Raw genomic sequence first — 16,902 nt, 5'->3', positions numbered from 1 at the left:
GCTCTGATTAAGTAAAGTATTCGGTTCTAAGAATAAATCAGGGAATACCCAAAATGAAAACCAGAATATTTAAAACCGGTTTGCTTGTGAGCGCCCTCGTCCTTTCCAGCACCCTTGCTTTTGCCAAGCCTTTGGTAATTACCGCCGATCGCATGATTGATGTGAAATCAGGCAAAGTGATTAACGCCGCCGCAGTAATTATCGACAATGACATGATCATCGGCGCTGGCGCACGCCAAGCACTCGACCTTCCCGCCGATGCAGAAACCATGGCACTGGGCGACTACACGCTAATGCCTGGCCTGATGGATATGCACGTTCACCTTGTCGGTGATTCCGACCATCACGGTTATGCCACCTTGGGCACATCGGTGTCCCGCTCGCTATTGTATGGTGTAAAGCACGCCGAAAAAACCTTGATGGCAGGTTTTACCACCGTGCGGAATGTAGGCGCGCCGGGCTTTACCGATGTGGCTTTGCGTGATGCCATTAACGATGGTGATATTAAAGGCCCGCGTATGTTTGTATCAGGGCCCGCACTGGGTGTCACCGGCGGCCACTGTGACAATAACCTGCTGCCATACGACGCGCACGCGAAAAGTGAAGGTGTAGCGGATGGTCCGTGGGAAGTACGTCAACGAGTGCGTGAGAACATCAAATACGGTGCGGATGTCATTAAGTTCTGCGCGACCGGAGGTGTACTTTCTAAGGGCACAAAAGTGGGCGCGCAACAATATTCTGAAGAAGAAATGAAAGCACTCATCACTGAAGCCCACCTGCGCGGCCTGACTGTGGCCAGCCACGCACACGGCACCAGTGGCATCAAAGCCGCAATTCGCTCAGGAGTAGATTCGGTAGAACACGTGAGCCTGTTAGATGATGAAGCCATTGAACTAGCAAAAGCGCACGGTACTTATTTCTCAATGGATGTATACGTAACGGAATACATTCTGGGCGAAGGTGCCAAAGCGGGTATTCTGGAAGAGAGCCTGGCGAAAGAACGTATGGTGGGCAGCGTACAGCGGGAAAACTTCCGTAAAGCTGTTAAGGCCGGTGTAAAAATGGTATTCGGCACCGATGCCGGCGTATATCCTCACGGTGATAACGGCAAGCAATTCGCTCGTATGGTGAAATTTGGTATGACGCCCATGCAGGCCATTCAGGCGGCAACCATCAATTCAGCTACCCTGTTGAAGCAAGAAAATAACCTGGGCAGCCTGGAAGCAGGTCGTAAAGCCGATGTGGTAGCCGTAAAAGGCAACCCTCTTGATGACATGTCGCTTATGGAAGAAATTGGCCTGGTGATTAAAGACGGCCACGTTGTAAAACAACTGGCCATGTAACCGCCAAGGGCGATACGACTCTCGTATCGCCCGAAACCTTCTGGCATACTGTCGCCGAACACGTGTTGTTGCCCAGTTTGGGGACAACCAAACCATATTGCTTAACAGGATATGCCCATGCCTTCTATCGATCTGACACCACTCTACCGCTCTTTTATTGGCTCTGATCACCTTGCCACCCTAATCGAGGCCGCAAACCGCGCAGAAAAACAAAGCAGTTACCCGCCCTACAACATTGAATTGCTTAGCGAATACAAATACCGCATTACCATGGCGGTAGCAGGCTTCAGCCAGCAAGAAGTGGTAGTAGAAGTGCAGGACAACACCTTGCGTGTTGCGGGTAAAAAAGCGCAAACCCAGCAAACAGAACGCAAGTTTTTGCATAAGGGCATTTCCGAGCGCAATTTCGAACGCAAATTCCAACTTGGCGACAACGTAAAAGTACTGGCCGCCGATATGGAAAACGGCCTACTGCATATTGATTTGGAACGCATTATTCCTGAACCGAAAAAAGCGCACCGCATACAAATTGGCGGCAATACGCTGGGCCATAACGAGTAGCAAATAGCGATGTTAAGGCATTAACTGCTGCGCTAACTTGTCATAAATAGGCAGATGATGCTCATGGACATCTGCCTGACTAATGTGACCTAGCGCTTCCCGGCCTGCTTCCTCTCGTCCCTGCAAAACATCCAGTTCGATAATGCGTAACTTGAGATAGGTTAGATCTTTGCTTTGATATTCACCAAGTGCAGTTTGCATAGAGGCGATTGCCTGCTCAAACCAATGACGAGACAGCTCAAATTGCTCAGTTTTGCGCAGTGCCACAGCGAGATTCGCTTGTCCGAAGGCCAGCATCATAGGTTCGCCAATTTGCTCACTGGCGTCGACAACTAAACGATAATATTCAATTGCCCGGGGGTAGTCCTTCAAAAACCACGCTACATGGCCAATCGAGAGATTGAGTGGTGCTTTCGCGTAGGGGTTTTGTATATTGGCTGTTTTGTCCACGGCCCACTTTGCAACGTCGTTGGCCGTTTCATACTGTTTCAGGTAATTGTACAGATTAATTAGTTCAGCGAGTCGACGAGGGTCAGGCAAACGGTCAGAGCTGGACATGATCAAGTCACGGGTAAGCCGGACATATTTTTCACCGTTGGCGGTATCTCCCTCAGTGAGCAATTTCTTTGCATAAATGGTGTAAACGACAATGCGAAATACATCGGGGGCGTTTTCTAATCTCGCATAGCCTGCCACTTCATCAATGGAGATATCAAGGTTTTCAAGCTCCCAGCGTGCCGAGAGGTTGTAATACATCAACATGTACCAATCACGTTCGCCGGCAGTTTTATGTTTCAGTAGCGCTGACGTTTCAATTCGACACGCCACTGCATCTATCAAACAATCGTCCAGGCTTACATAAGACAACGCAAACGCACTGGCAGAGAAACCAGTACAGCAAAAAATAAATAATCGGATACCGTGGAGCACAACACATTCCCGGTCAGGTAGACATCTGAGTTTTCACTTCCTTACCTGTACGCAGAGGGCGCAAGAAATAGCCGAACGGCAAACTCTCAAGCGTGAAGAGTGATATAGCGGGCAAAAGCCCGGCCTGAGACAGTGTAGTTATCCATTTTTAAAATTGCCCAGGCATACTCCATCTGCGCAACAACGCCGGAGTATACCTTAATTTATGAAAAGTGTTTGCATGAAAATGCAACAAACAAACTGCCAGACAATTAGCGTCCAGCGGAAAGGTGGTTTTTTGTGAACAAGCTGGTTTGCGAAAGCCAGTCTTTAAGCACTGCATGTTCAGTGTCACTAATCCCGATCACTGACATGTGGGTTTCATTATTGTTTATAACTCGCGTTACGTTATTCAGCCCCTGCCAGCGCTCTGTGCGACGAATGTTACTGGCTAAGTCCATACCCGAGCCGTAAGTCAGAATGGGTACTGACAACGCCGGTAAATCAGCAAACATATCGGTTTGTTCCAGCGTGATGCCAGCACGGCTAAGCGCTAGCTCGGCGCCGGCCTTAATTGATGAGTCTGGAACCAGTTTGCTCAATCGAGGTTTGAACATATGTGCCACGCCAATGGTAGCGCGATCGAAACGATCCATGGGTGCAAGCAAAATAAGACCAGAAATAGCATCCATTTGACGGGCCGTTTTAACTGCGGCCAATGCGCCCATAGAGTGGCCCACCAAATAAACGGGCTCATCTGCAACAGGAATGATCTGCTCAATGAATTCTGCTAACAGATCACCATCACGCACGCCAAAACCTAATGGTGCCTGAGACTCACCCTGCCCCATAAGATCAGGTTCAATAACACGAAACCCGAGGGCCTGAAAATAGAAACCGGTGTTCATCCAGCTCTCTTTTTTGGCGCCATAGCCATGAATTAGTACAACGGTACCTGAAAATTCGCCGACATCTTCAGGGGAGAGTGTGACTTCTTTTAGAAAACTGAATTGATTGCCAAAATCCCGGGAAACGGAAAAAGACAAAGAAGGGGGATGTTGAATTGCTGCCGCACCATCGCGGTAAGGAATGCAATAATTTGAGACTTCACTACACCAGCGCTTTTCAATTACACCCCAACGGGCATACTCGGCATCGAGCGTTGCTTGTTCGTAATGAATAATTTGTGTGGGAGATTCTATGCGCTCCGCCACCATCCGTGAGCAGCCACTAAGAGCGATAAAAACAACTAGCAAAAATACGTGTTTCACTGCCTGTACCGCGTTACTTCTCTGCAGCCGGATGGCTGGTAGCTAAAAAATGTGGAACGCCGCAGGCGGCATTCCACGTTCGACATCAGATATATTCCACTTCTGTGATTTCAAATTCCACAGTGCCGGCGGGTGTCTGAATATTCACCACGTCGTCCAGCTCTTTACCAATCAGACCGCGGGCAATCGGTGAATTGACCGAAATCAGATTGTTTTTAATATCGGCTTCATCATCGCCAACGATGCGGTAAGTAGTTTCAGCATCGGTTTCCAGATTCATAATGGTGACGGTGGTACCAAAAATAACCTTGCCGGTGTTGTCCATTTTGGTCACGTCGATGATCTGGGCATTAGACAATTTGCCTTCAATATCCTGAATACGGCCTTCACAAAAACTCTGCTCTTCACGGGCTGCATGATACTCGGCATTCTCTTTCAAGTCGCCGTGTTCACGGGCTTCCGCGATAGAATTAATAATTCTTGGGCGCGTTACCGTTTTCAGTTCATTTAATTCTTTGCGCAATAACTCTGCGCCACGAGCGGTCATCGGATACTGACTCATGGGGAATTCTCACTTTGTTTTATTGGGTCTCCTGACCCACTGATCGCTGAGTTAAAAAAAGTGCGCCGAAAGGGCGCACTTTTTTGTAATGCTAATTGGGTAGGTTACCCCAATTTCACATAAATGTCATTAACCTTTAATACGAGCATGCAGTTCCTGCACCGATGACACTTTATTTCGGTCATCTGCAGACTTCGCACGAATCGTAGCAAACGCTGCATTCATCGTAGTGGTATAGGTGATCTTATTCAATAAGGCCTCACGACGAATGTACACAGAATCTGTAATGGCTTGACGTCCTTCGGTGGTATTAATGATGTAGCTGTAGGCACCGTTTTTAATTGAATCAACGATGTTAGGGCGTCCTTCAGACACCTTATTCACAACACTACATTCAACACCGGCATCAATCAGGCTCTTCGCTGTACCACTGGTCGCTTCAATTTCGAAGCCCGCTTCAACCATGGCTTTCGCCAAGTCGACAACACGCGCTTTGTCGTTGTTACGTACAGACAGTAATGCTTTACCTTCTCTGGGCAGTGGCGCACTGGCTCCCAGGTTGGCTTTTGCATACGCTTCTTCGAAGGTATCGCCTACACCCATAACTTCACCGGTAGAGCGCATTTCTGGGCCTAACAGCGGGTCAACACCCTGGAACTTCGCGAATGGCAACACCACTTCTTTCACAGAGTAGAACGGTGGAATAATTTCTTCCGTCACACCCTGAGACTGCAGTGATTGACCAGCCATACAGCGGGCAGCAACTTTCGCTAAAGGTACACCTGTCGCTTTCGATACGAAAGGTACGGTGCGGGCAGCACGGGGGTTCACTTCAATCAGGTACACTTCACCGTCTTTGATAGCGAACTGTGTGTTCATCAAGCCAACAACGCCAAGCTCCAGCGCCATGTCGCGAACCTGCTTACGCATTACGTCTTGAATGTCTTTCGGTAATGAGTGTGAAGGCAGTGAACAGGCTGAGTCACCAGAGTGAACACCGGCTTGTTCAATGTGCTCCATGATACCGCCGATAACCACGTCGGTGCCGTCACAGATAGCATCGATATCTACTTCAATCGCGTCGTCGAGGAAACGGTCGAGCAGGACTGGGGCGTCGTTAGACACTTTAACCGCTTCGTTCAGATAACGTTTGAGATCTTTCAGGTCATAAACGATTTCCATCGCACGACCACCCAGAACATAAGACGGACGCACAACCAGCGGGAAGCCAATTTCTTCAGCACGTGCAAGTGCCTGTTCGATGTTGGTTACCGTTGCGTTGGCAGGCTGTTTCAGACCCAGCTTGTTAACCATGTGCTGGAAGCGCTCACGGTCTTCAGCGCGGTCGATGGCTTCTGGTGAAGTACCGATGATGGGTACGCCATTGGCTTCAAGAGCACGGGCCAGTTTCAGTGGAGTTTGACCACCGTACTGTACAATAACACCTTTAGGCTGTTCTTTCGCAACGATTTCCAGCACGTCTTCCAAAGTAACTGGTTCGAAATACAGACGATCTGACGTATCGTAATCAGTAGAAACCGTTTCAGGGTTACAGTTAACCATAATGGTTTCGTAACCGTCTTCACGCATAGACAGCGCCGCATGTACACAGCAGTAATCGAATTCGATACCCTGACCGATACGGTTTGGACCACCGCCCAATACCATGATTTTCTCTTTGTCAGACGGATTCGCTTCACACTCTTCGTCGTACGTAGAGTACATGTAAGCAGTACTGGTAGAGAACTCAGCGGCACAGGTATCAACACGCTTATAAACCGGCGAAATGCCGAAACCACGACGGATATCTCGAATGTCGCTTTCAGCAACGTTGGTCAGTTCTGCCAAACGCGCGTCTGAGAAACCTTTACGCTTCAATGCACGAGTAAAGTCAGCAGTCAGTGCGCTAACGCCCTGCTCTGCTACCTGGTTTTCCAGTTTAACCAGCTCTTCCAGCTGTACCAGATACCAGCGGTCAACGTTGGTGTAAGAGAACACTTCGTCAACGCTCATGCCCATGCGGAATGCATCACCGATGTACCAGATACGCTCTGCGCCAGGATTCTGAAGTTCGTACTTCAGCTTGCTCATGGCTTCGTCGTCTTCCGGATCCAGGATAGGATTCAGACCGGTAGCGCCCACTTCCAGACCGCGTAATGCTTTCTGCAGTGATTCCTGCTGGTTACGGCCAATCGCCATAACTTCACCCACAGATTTCATCTGCGTGGTCAGACGGTCGTTCGCACCGGCAAATTTCTCGAAGTTAAAGCGAGGAATTTTGGTCACAACGTAGTCGATAGACGGCTCAAAAGACGCCGGTGTCAGACCGCCAGTGATGTCGTTGGCCAGTTCGTCAAGGGTATAACCGATGGCCAATTTGGCCGCCACTTTTGCAATCGGGAAACCGGTTGCTTTTGAGGCCAGTGCTGAAGAACGGGATACGCGCGGGTTCATCTCGATGATAACCATACGACCAGTCTTCGGATCCACACCGAACTGTACGTTTGAACCACCGGTTTCTACGCCGATTTCACGCAGTACGGCCATGGCCGCGTTACGCATAATCTGGAATTCTTTGTCGGTCAGCGTTTGAGCCGGTGCAACGGTGATAGAGTCACCGGTGTGAACACCCATCGCATCGAAGTTTTCGATAGTACAAACGATAATGCAGTTATCGTTCTTATCGCGAACCACTTCCATCTCATACTCTTTCCAGCCAATCAGCGACTCATCGATGAGTAGCTCGTTGGTAGGAGAAAGATCGAGGCCGCGGTTACAGATTTCATTGAACTCGTCAATGTTGTAAGCGATACCACCACCAGAACCACCCATGGTGAATGACGGACGGATGATACACGGGAAACCGATGCGGCTAAGTACATCGTGGGCCTGCTCCATAGAGTGAGCAATTTCAGCACGAGGACATTCAAGACCGATAGATTTCATCGCTTTGTCGAAGCGCTCACGGTCTTCCGCTTTATCGATAGCGTCTGCAGTTGCACCAATCAGTTCTACATTGAACTCTTTCAGTACACCTTCGCGTTCGAGATCCAGTGCACAGTTCAGCGCAGTCTGGCCACCCATGGTAGGCAGCACCACATCAGGACGCTCTTTTTCGATGATTTTACGTACAACTTCCCAGTGAATTGGCTCGATGTAGGTTGCATCAGCCATTTCAGGGTCAGTCATAATAGTGGCAGGGTTCGAGTTAACCAGAATAACCCGGTAGCCTTCTTCGCGCAGTGCCTTACAGGCTTGTGCGCCAGAATAGTCAAATTCACAGGCCTGGCCGATAACGATAGGGCCGGCACCCAGAATCAGAATACTTTTTATGTCGGTACGTTTTGGCATTGTCGGCTAATTCCTACTGTTTCGATTGTTCAATAAGTTCGATGAAATGATCGAACAGATCTGCCGCTTCGTGCGGGCCCGGGCTCGCTTCAGGGTGACCCTGGAAGCTGAACGCTGGCTTGTCGGTACGATGAATACCTTGCAGCGATTTATCGAACAATGAGACGTGAGTAACTTCCAGATTATCTGGCAACGAGGCTTCATCAACAGCAAAACCGTGGTTCTGGCTGGTGATCATCACTGTACCTTTCTTAAGATCTTTAACCGGATGGTTAGCACCATGATGACCAAACTTCATTTTCACCGTGTTTGCACCACTGGCGAGCGCCAGCAATTGGTGGCCAAGACAAATACCGAATATAGGGATGTCTTTTTCAAGAATGGTTTTGATTGCTTCAATGGCGTAGTCGCATGGCTCAGGATCACCAGGGCCGTTAGACAGAAAAACGCCATCGGGATTGAGCGCCAGTACATCGGCAGCAGGCGTTTGCGCCGGCACCAGTGTCACTTTACAACCGCGGTCTGCTAACATGCGTAAAATGTTGTTTTTTACGCCGTAGTCATAAGCAACTACGTGGTATTTTACCTCAGCAGGCGTGGTGTAACCTTCACCCAGCACCCACGTACCTTCGGTCCAGGTTTTCACTTCCTTAGTGCTTACTACTTTGGCCAGATCCATGCCTTTTAAGCCCGGGAACCCCTTGGCAGCGTCAAGCGCTTTGCTTTCGTCTAAATCGTCACCGCAGATGATACAGCCGTTTTGCGCACCCTTGTCACGAAGGATACGAGTTAAACGACGGGTATCGATATCCGCAATACCTACTACGCCTTTGGCAGCTAAGTACTCAGATAATGTTTGTTCGTTTCTAAAATTACTGGCAATGAGGGGAAGGTCACGAATGATAAGACCTTTAGACCAGATTTTGTCTGCTTCGACGTCTTCAGAATTGGTACCGGTATTACCGATATGGGGGTAAGTAAGTGTTATGATTTGTTCAGCGTATGACGGGTCGGTGATGATTTCCTGATAGCCTGTCATGGAAGTATTAAAAACAACTTCCCCAACGGCGGAACCAGTGGCACCAATAGCCGTACCTTTAAAAACTGAACCATCCTCTAACACCAAAAGGGCAGAATTAGCCAAGTCAACCTCCAGATTAAGGATAACCGACGGTTTATTCAGTGGCATGAATAAACCCCACAAAAAACGGGAGGTAATAAAAATTTTACTTCCCGTTTACGATACTTTGCAGCTAATAAACACGTCTCAGACAAGCTGAAACGCTAAATTTTGGCAAATTCCAAGTATTATATAGGAGTTATCAGGGTACGTCTAATTCAAATTTGGAAAAATATGAAAAACACCTGATGTTTTGCTTTTTTACTCTCTAACCTCAGAAAAGCCTATTTATCTAATATATAATCAGGCCAGACCAATCACGTCGTCCATGCCGTAGCGGCCATTTTCTCTTGACGATAGCCACAATGCCGCATGGACTGCGCCTTTGGCGAAGGTCAGTCGGCTTGATGCTTTATGGGTGATCTCAAGTCGCTCACCAATATCGGCGAATAATGCAGTATGTTCACCCACAATATCTCCCGCTCTCACGGTCGCAAAACCAATGGTTTTATGTTCTCTGGGCGGTTCTTTGCCTTCACGGCCATAAACAGCGCATTCTTGTAAGTTTCGACCCAATGTATCGGCAATAGCCTGACCAATTGCCATGGCAGTGCCAGACGGTGCATCCTGCTTAAAGCGATGATGGGCTTCCAGAATCTCGATATCAGCGGTGTTACCCAACGCCAGTGCAGCCTGTTTAACCAGCGCCAGCATTACGTTCACACCCACGCTGTAATTGGCCGCGAACACCAGTGGAATTTGCTTCGCGGCTTCATCCAGGGCAATAAGTTGCTGCTCTGATAATCCGGTAGTGCCTATAACCACTGGCTTTTTATTGGCAACGCACCATGCCAGGTTGTCATCAAATGCGGCTGGCAGGGTGAAGTCGATCACCACATCCACATCATCTGGTTTCAGTGTAGAAACTGCCGAACACGAAACGCCTTGCGTACCGATGCCAGCCAGTTCGCCCACATCAATACCTACCCACGGCGAGTCATCACGCACGGTGGCAACGGCAAGATATGCCTCTTCGTTTTCCCGCAATGCTTCAATCAGCACCCGGCCCATGCGCCCATTGGCGCCTAAAATTGCTACTTTCATGTTTATTTCATTCATCGTCTGTTTGCGGGCATTTTGCCTGACACAGCACAATTTTCAATTGTTCATAGGTAGATGCGTCGAGTTATCGTACCAGCGGCATAAAATAACGCGGATTTGTATACCCGCAGTCAGGAGTTGGTAGTATAAGTATCAGGCAATATTGGTTGCATATAAATAGTAGTTGCATATAGAAATTTACTGACAGCAACTTGCAAACATAACAACGCGCAGAGGAATCTGGACATGGAACAAAAGTTGATTTGGGATATCCCTACCCGTCTCTTTCACTGGCTATTAGTATTTTCGCTGGTTGGCCAATATGTCACCGCAGAGTTAATGGATAATGCTATGCAGTGGCATTTCTATCTCGGTTATTTCACCCTCGGGTTAATCGTCTTCCGAATTATCTGGGGTTTTGTTGGTTCAGATTATGCCCGCTTCGGGCAATTCCTTTATGGCCCCAAAGCGGTGGTTGGTTACTTAAGTACGCTGTTTGCCAGAAACTCCCATGCCCATGCTGGTCACAATCCACTAGGTGGCTGGGTGGTGGTGGTTATGATCACGCTGGTCATGATTCAAGCGGTTAGCGGGTTATTTATGACTGACGATGTGTTTCTTGATGGCCCCTGGCGCAGTGCGGTTGAAGATGCCACCCTGGATACCATGAGCTTTCTGCACAATAACGTATTTAACGTACTCTTGGCAGTGATTGTTCTGCATATCGCCGCCATCGGATTTTATGCTGTTTATAAAAAACAGAGGCTGGCGCCGGCTATGGTACATGGGAAAAAAACCACAGCGGAGAAAGGCATTACATCATCCCGTTTACTTGCGGCGATAATTGCGGCGCTTATCAGTGCAGGGGTTGTGTACTACGTGGTAGAAATTGCGCCACCAGAAGCAGCTGAAGAAGAGTTTTATTACTAACGGTACTCACATTATCCGTCGCTTAATTAAACATCAAAGCCGCTTCAATGAGCGGCTTTGGTGTTTACAGAAGTTTTGATTTTCGGTGCGTGCTCCCCCGAAAAGTAAGGCTTATTCCTCAGACGTTTCCTTTACTAGCCCCTGTTTCTGCATGATTGCCTGAATTTCAGCCACACTTGCTGGGTCATCAATCGTAGACGGTACAGATAGCAAGTGATTAGAGGCAATCTGGCGCAACAATTTACGCAGTATTTTGCCAGAGCGCGTTTTCGGGAGCCGTGGAACGATTACTGCTCGCTGAAAGCAAGCAATGGGGCCAATTTCCTTGCGCATCATCTCCACCAGTTCCTTTTGCAACGTTTCCTCATCAATGGTGGCACCATCTTTTAATAACACCAGCCCCACGGGTACCTGTCCCTTCAGACTATCGTGAACGCCAATCACGCTGCATTCAGCAATCATAGGATGTGCAGCTACCACTTCTTCCATTTCACCGGTTGATAAGCGGTGGCCCGCCACATTAATTACGTCATCCGTACGGCCCATAATAAATATATAGCCTTCATCATCTTTATAACCACCGTCACCCGATGTGTAATAGTTCGGATAAGCTTCCAGATAGCTTTGTTTAAACCGTTCGCAGTCTCCCCAAATAGTGGGTAAACAACCCGGGGGCATAGGCAGTTTAATGGCAATGGCCCCCTGCTCTCCGGCTGGCAGTGGCTCGCCCACATGATCCAATACTTTAACATTAAAGCCAGGCACCGGAACCGTTGATGAGCCCGGTTTAGTCTCAAGGGTTTCGAGGCCGGTGGGGTTGGCACAAATTGCCCAACCTGTTTCGGTTTGCCACCAATGGTCTACGACCGGCTTTCCGGTTTTATCCACTGTCCACAAATAGGTGGGAGGATCTAATCGTTCGCCAGCCATAAAAATGGTTTTCAATGACGAGATATCATATTGCCCCAGCAAATTTGCTTCCGGATCTTCTTTGCGAATGGCGCGGAAGGCTGTGGGCGCGGCGAACAACGCCTTAATGCCGTATTCTTCTGTCATTCGCCAAAACGCGCCGGCATCAGGCGTACGCACGGGTTTCCCCTCATACACTACCGTGGTGCAGCCATGGAGTAGCGGACCATAAACAATATAGGAATGCCCGACAACCCAACCCACATCAGAAGCGGCCCAGAATACTTCTCCCGGTTGCATGTTATAAATGGCATTCATGGAATACTTCAGCGCCACAGCGTGCCCCCCGTTGTCGCGCACCACGCCTTTGGGTTTTCCCGTGGTGCCCGAAGTATAGAGAATGTATAAAGGGTCGCTGCCGTTAACCGGTGTGCACTGAGCGGGTTGTGCTGTTTGCATTTCCGTTGCCCAGTCTGCATCGCTTCCGCTGAGTTCGGCTTTCACTTCCGGGCGTTGGAAAACGATGCAGCAATCAGGCTTGTGCGCTGACAATGCAATGGCTTCATCAACAAGGGGCTTATAAGGAATGCGTTTATCTACTTCTATACCGCAAGATGCGGTCACCAGCGCTTTTGGCTGGGCATCTTCAATACGTACGGCTAACTCATGTGGGGCAAAGCCACCAAAGACTACTGAATGGATAGCGCCCAACCGGGCAGTTGCCAGCATGGCGATAACAGCCTGGGGGATCATTGGCATGTAAATAACGATGCGATCGCCCTTTTCAACACCCTTTGATTTTAAAACGCCAGCAAATTTCGCCACCTCATCCAACAATTGCTGATAAGTGAGTGTGGATTTTTGCCCGCTTACCGGCGAGTCGAAGATAACTGCAATCTGCTCACCGTGCCCATTTTCGACATGATAATCAATGGCCATGTAGGCAGTGTTCATCTGGCCATCGGCAAACCATCTGTCGATCCCGTTGTCATCTTTAGACAGTATGGTTTCAGGGAAAGTAAACCAAGAGAGCGCGCGCGCCTTGTCTTTCCAAAATGCTTCGGGGAATTCGATTGAGCGCTGATATTCTGCTGCATACGACATAGTGGGCCTCTGAGAATGCTGATTTTTAATACGCTTAATGTAATCAATAGTGAAAACTTTTAACTTGATTTACATTAATATAAAAACAACAAAGTGCCGCATAAGACTTATGTCGCAATTTTTTAACTTAAGGGGTAAGGTTCACCCGCCGCTGGCGATTGCCAGCTGCGCTGACTGAGCGCGAATAATGACCTCCCGCCACGCATCTTCTTCGATGGGCTTAGACAGATAAAACCCTTGATAAATATCGCACCCGCGCTGCATCAAGTAGTTAATTTGAATCTCATTTTCAATCCCTTCAGCGACTGTCCTTAACCCCATCGCGCTTGCCATATCGATAATGGTGTTCACTATGGGCGCGTTATCGCTTTCGAAGTTAATTTCGTCAACGAAATACCGGTCAATTTTTAACTCACAGATGGGGAGTTCTTTCAGGTAACTTAAGCTTGAGTAGCCGGTGCCAAAGTCATCAATAGAAAACGAAAAACCGAGTTGAGAGAGGCGTTCGATACGTTTACGCACAATGTCGATGGTGGTCACCAATGTGGTTTCGGTGATCTCAAGAATTAATTGGCACGGATTAATTTGCCACTCAGAAATGGTGTGAAGTAAGCGGTCGTAGAAGTCTGCTCGAGCAATGTGACGGCCACTGATATTTACCGAAAGCGAAGTTTCGATACCCTTTGCATTTATTTCAGACAACAGGCGACAGGCTTCGTTGATAACCCAGTAACCGATATCAACCACCGCATCACTTTCTTCAGCAATAGGGATAAACTCGCCTGGGCTGATAAATCCCAGCCGTTTTTCATTCCAGCGCAATAGTGCTTCTGAAGAAACAATGTTCCCTTTCGCGTCGAACTGGGGCTGAAGTACCAAATAAAATTCGTTATTTTCGATGGCGTGGCTGAAACTCTGACTGATATAGTTATGCCGGTCGTACGCATTGAATTCATTGCGTTCTAAGGTTATCCGCCCTCCCGGGCCTTGCTGCTTAGCACGCTTGGTACCAAACTCTAATATACCCACAACTTTCTCATAACTCGCCTCTGGACTGTGCACATAGGTAGAAGCTAACGTAGCAGGCACAACCTGAGAATGGCCGTGTAAGGAAAATTCCCGTCCAAGTTCAGCGTGCACATTCCATTCGACAGTATCGATGAGCTCCATCACATCCTGATCTTTTTCAGCCGCGAATGGCTGTGAGTGAAGAATATAAAACTTATCGCCTAATCCCCGGTAAATTTGAAAACGGGAAGACACTGCGCGCTTCAATCTGCCCGCGAAAATACGCAAAATATAGTCGCCGGTTTCCTTTCCGAAAGACAGATTAAACTGAGAGAAGTTGTCGATATCCAGCATACAACAATAAATTTGTTGATCAGACACCGCCGCGGCAATGATGAGTTTCCGCAGATCTTTCTCAAAGGATTTTACATTAGGGAGGTGGGTAATTTCGTCAAAAAACGCGATATTATAAATGCTATCCAGCGCCTGTTTACGCTCTGTAATGTCGCGAAATACACAAACAAATTGAGAAAAGCCAGATTGGAAGACTTCCGCAACAGACAGTTCGACTGGAAAATTTCTCCCCTGACTGTGCCGCGCACTCAGCTCTTTACCATTTATCTCGCCAACGCCGGGCTTTAACTGTTGATGTACAAATTCACTGTCTTTGTCTGCGGGCGTTCCCGGCAGCAAAAACGAAATGTCCTCACCGATAACAGCATCAGGTTCGATGCCAAATACCTCTTTTACCGTGTTGTTGGCAGTTATGATGGTACCAAACTCGTCTACAGTAAGCACCGCGTCGTTAATACTATCGAGAATGGTATTTAAGTATTCAATATAGTTCTGCTCAGTGGCAGACAAACGTTTTTGTTCACTGACATCCTGCACGGAACCAAAGAGGCGAACAATCTCACCATCACGCTTTTGCGCTTTACCGGATAGTTTTAGCCACCGGGCGTGCTTCTTTCGCGTGACCACCGGGAGTTCAAGTTGGTAGTTAATCCCTTTATCAATCAAATTTCGAACGGCCCGAATGAGGGTTCGCCTTGATTCAGGTGAGAAACAGGCGAGAACACGGTACAAGGTTATCGGGCAGTCTTTGGTGAAATCAAACAATCTATATGTTTCATTGGTCCAGTTCATTCTCCCTTCTGGCATATTAAAATCCCAGCCACCGGTTTCAGCCATTTCTGAAACGGTGTCGAATAAAGAAAGCTTATCCTGTAACTGTTTGAGATGGTCGTGTTGCCGACCGATGACCAACTCAACGAGATTTGCCAGCCTTTCTGCGGTTAAGGTGATGAAGGCGGAATCATGTGCGCTTAGGCTACTGTCGGGAAAAAAGACCGCGATAAAAAGCCTGCCAGTCACAATATCATTGGTCTCTACGGCGCTCGCTACGCCTTGCCAACGCGCTGTACTCTCAAGCTTCACCTCAACGAGTTCTTGCTGGGCGTTTTCGGTGACTTCGCATACATTTGGCCACAGGCTCGCATTTTCGCGTAGCCAAAATAAGACCTTCGCGGTCTGTGGTGAAGGCATGTTTGCGTTCTTCGGGATTGGCTCCTGAATGTGCAGAATGCATGCATTCTCAGCCGGAGTACTTCGGACGAGAGAGTCTAGAAGCTCACTGACACGGAAGCGATATTCGCTTCCTAAGCGCTCCCGTAGCAGATTTTCACTAAGCAATCGTCGTTCTCCTTACAAATCCTTTGGATGAATAAAACAGCAAGCAAAACTTGGTTTCTTTAACACAATGTCTGATCAAGCATAGAAAAAGAAACCTGATTCCTCAAATTCACGGGAAACTTTAATGTTAGATTGACTTTTTTCCGTTAAAAACATCGAGTAGGGTGAGGCATCACCGCCTCATCCCTCTCACAGAACCGTACGTACGGGCCTCGTATACGGCTCCTGTACAGTTTATCCAGCGTAATTGCTGGGCACATTTCCCGTTCTAACGTCTTCCAGATTCACCAGTCCAAGTTCGTTAAACCAGCTGTTTGGCATCGCGTAGCTTGCCAGTGGGCTTCTTGCGCTGCGCCAACTCGTCATGCTCATGGACGCGAACTTGCCTTTGTAGCCCCGCTGTCGTAGCCAGCGATGCAGGCGGCTCGCCTTTTTCCATAACTTCAGTTGAACACTGCGCAGTCTGCGTCTCAGCCAACTCGCGATTTGCTTGAATGCCCTGCTGGCATTGGCAATCCTGAAGTACTGGCTGAACCCTCTTAGCAGTGGATTCAGTCTGTTGATGACATGTGACAACGGTTTTCCCCCGTTGCGTTTTGTCATCTCCTTTAGCTTCATTTTGAACAATGCCAGTTTCTTCGCTTGGATTCGGGTATATTTCGTCCCGATTTCCACACCAAGGAACCTGACACCCGCATCACTGTGTGTGATGTGGGTTTTCTCTGTGTTCACGGTCAGCTTCAGTTTACCTTCAAGGATTTGGGTCGCTTGTCGTTGCGCATTCTCTGCCGCTGAACGACTGCGACACAAGATAAGAATATCATCAGCGTAGCGCACTATGCGGTGGCCACGTTGCATCATCTCCTTATCAAACGCATCCAGATAGATGTTCGCTATCAAGGGGCTGATTACCCCACCTTGCGGACTCCCTGTGTCTGTCTGCTGCCAATGGCCTTCAACCATCACCCCACTTGTTAAGAACTGGCTGATTAAGCGCAGCACGCTACCATCACGCACCCGCCGTTTAATGCTTTCTATGAT

General features: G+C 48.3%; 12 protein-coding genes. 3 read left to right on the top strand and 9 right to left on the bottom strand.

From position 1 onward, the window contains the following. Positions 1-53: 53 nt before the first annotated feature. Positions 54-1,343 (top strand): Xaa-Pro dipeptidase, encoded by a 1,290-nt coding sequence (locus tag BFC18_RS01935; RefSeq protein WP_070123516.1) that lies wholly within the window; start codon positions 54-56, stop codon positions 1,341-1,343. 117 nt (positions 1,344-1,460) lie between these two features. Next, positions 1,461-1,904, top strand: a complete 444-nt coding sequence (locus BFC18_RS01930) for an Hsp20 family protein (RefSeq protein WP_070123515.1) — start codon at positions 1,461-1,463, stop codon at positions 1,902-1,904. A gap of 12 nt (positions 1,905-1,916) precedes the next feature. On the opposite strand, the gene BFC18_RS01925 is transcribed toward BFC18_RS01930, so the two are convergent. From BFC18_RS01925 to dapB, 6 genes are all read right to left on the bottom strand, one after another. Next, on the bottom strand, positions 1,917-2,834 hold the full coding sequence (locus BFC18_RS01925) for a tetratricopeptide repeat protein (protein ID WP_070123514.1): 918 nt from the start codon (positions 2,832-2,834) through the stop codon (positions 1,917-1,919). A 251-nt stretch (positions 2,835-3,085) separates the two neighbouring features. Next, positions 3,086-4,084 (bottom strand): alpha/beta hydrolase, encoded by a 999-nt coding sequence (locus tag BFC18_RS01920; RefSeq protein WP_139138927.1) that lies wholly within the window; start codon positions 4,082-4,084, stop codon positions 3,086-3,088. An 85-nt stretch (positions 4,085-4,169) separates the two neighbouring features. After that, positions 4,170-4,646 (bottom strand): transcription elongation factor GreA, encoded by a 477-nt coding sequence (gene greA, locus BFC18_RS01915; RefSeq protein WP_070123512.1) that lies wholly within the window; start codon positions 4,644-4,646, stop codon positions 4,170-4,172. A 129-nt stretch (positions 4,647-4,775) separates the two neighbouring features. Then, entirely contained in the window at positions 4,776-7,997 is a 3,222-nt protein-coding gene (gene carB, locus BFC18_RS01910) for a carbamoyl-phosphate synthase large subunit (protein ID WP_070123511.1), read from the bottom strand. A 13-nt stretch (positions 7,998-8,010) separates the two neighbouring features. Continuing rightward, complete coding sequence (carA, locus tag BFC18_RS01905) at positions 8,011-9,141, bottom strand: glutamine-hydrolyzing carbamoyl-phosphate synthase small subunit (RefSeq protein ID WP_070123625.1); 1,131 nt, start codon at positions 9,139-9,141, stop codon at positions 8,011-8,013. A gap of 279 nt (positions 9,142-9,420) precedes the next feature. Next, positions 9,421-10,221 carry a 4-hydroxy-tetrahydrodipicolinate reductase gene (gene dapB / locus BFC18_RS01900; protein WP_170826548.1) on the bottom strand — a complete coding sequence of 267 codons (801 nt, stop codon included), beginning with the start codon at positions 10,219-10,221 and terminating at the stop codon, positions 9,421-9,423. A 243-nt stretch (positions 10,222-10,464) separates the two neighbouring features. Here dapB and BFC18_RS01895 point away from each other — a divergent pair, with 243 nt between their 5' ends. Beyond that, positions 10,465-11,148 (top strand): cytochrome b/b6 domain-containing protein, encoded by a 684-nt coding sequence (locus BFC18_RS01895; protein WP_070123509.1) that lies wholly within the window; start codon positions 10,465-10,467, stop codon positions 11,146-11,148. 111 nt (positions 11,149-11,259) lie between these two features. On the opposite strand, the gene BFC18_RS01890 is transcribed toward BFC18_RS01895, so the two are convergent. The 3 genes from BFC18_RS01890 to BFC18_RS01880 form a co-directional block, all read right to left on the bottom strand. Further along, positions 11,260-13,191, bottom strand: a complete 1,932-nt coding sequence (locus tag BFC18_RS01890) for a propionyl-CoA synthetase (RefSeq protein ID WP_281182361.1) — start codon at positions 13,189-13,191, stop codon at positions 11,260-11,262. Positions 13,192-13,302: 111 nt separating this feature from the next. Next, a complete protein-coding gene (locus BFC18_RS01885; RefSeq protein WP_170826547.1) occupies positions 13,303-15,861 on the bottom strand; it encodes a GGDEF domain-containing phosphodiesterase in 2,559 nt (852 codons plus the stop codon). A gap of 234 nt (positions 15,862-16,095) precedes the next feature. Further along, a partial coding sequence (locus BFC18_RS01880) for a reverse transcriptase domain-containing protein (RefSeq protein ID WP_245680317.1) occupies positions 16,096-16,902 on the bottom strand: 807 nt, incomplete at its 5' end.

It is taken from the genome of Alteromonas confluentis, assembly GCF_001757105.1.
Taxonomy (GTDB): Bacteria; Pseudomonadota; Gammaproteobacteria; order Enterobacterales; family Alteromonadaceae; genus Alteromonas; species Alteromonas confluentis.
Note: the sequence above shows the minus strand (reverse complement) of the source record. Positions and strands in the feature narration are given on the sequence as shown.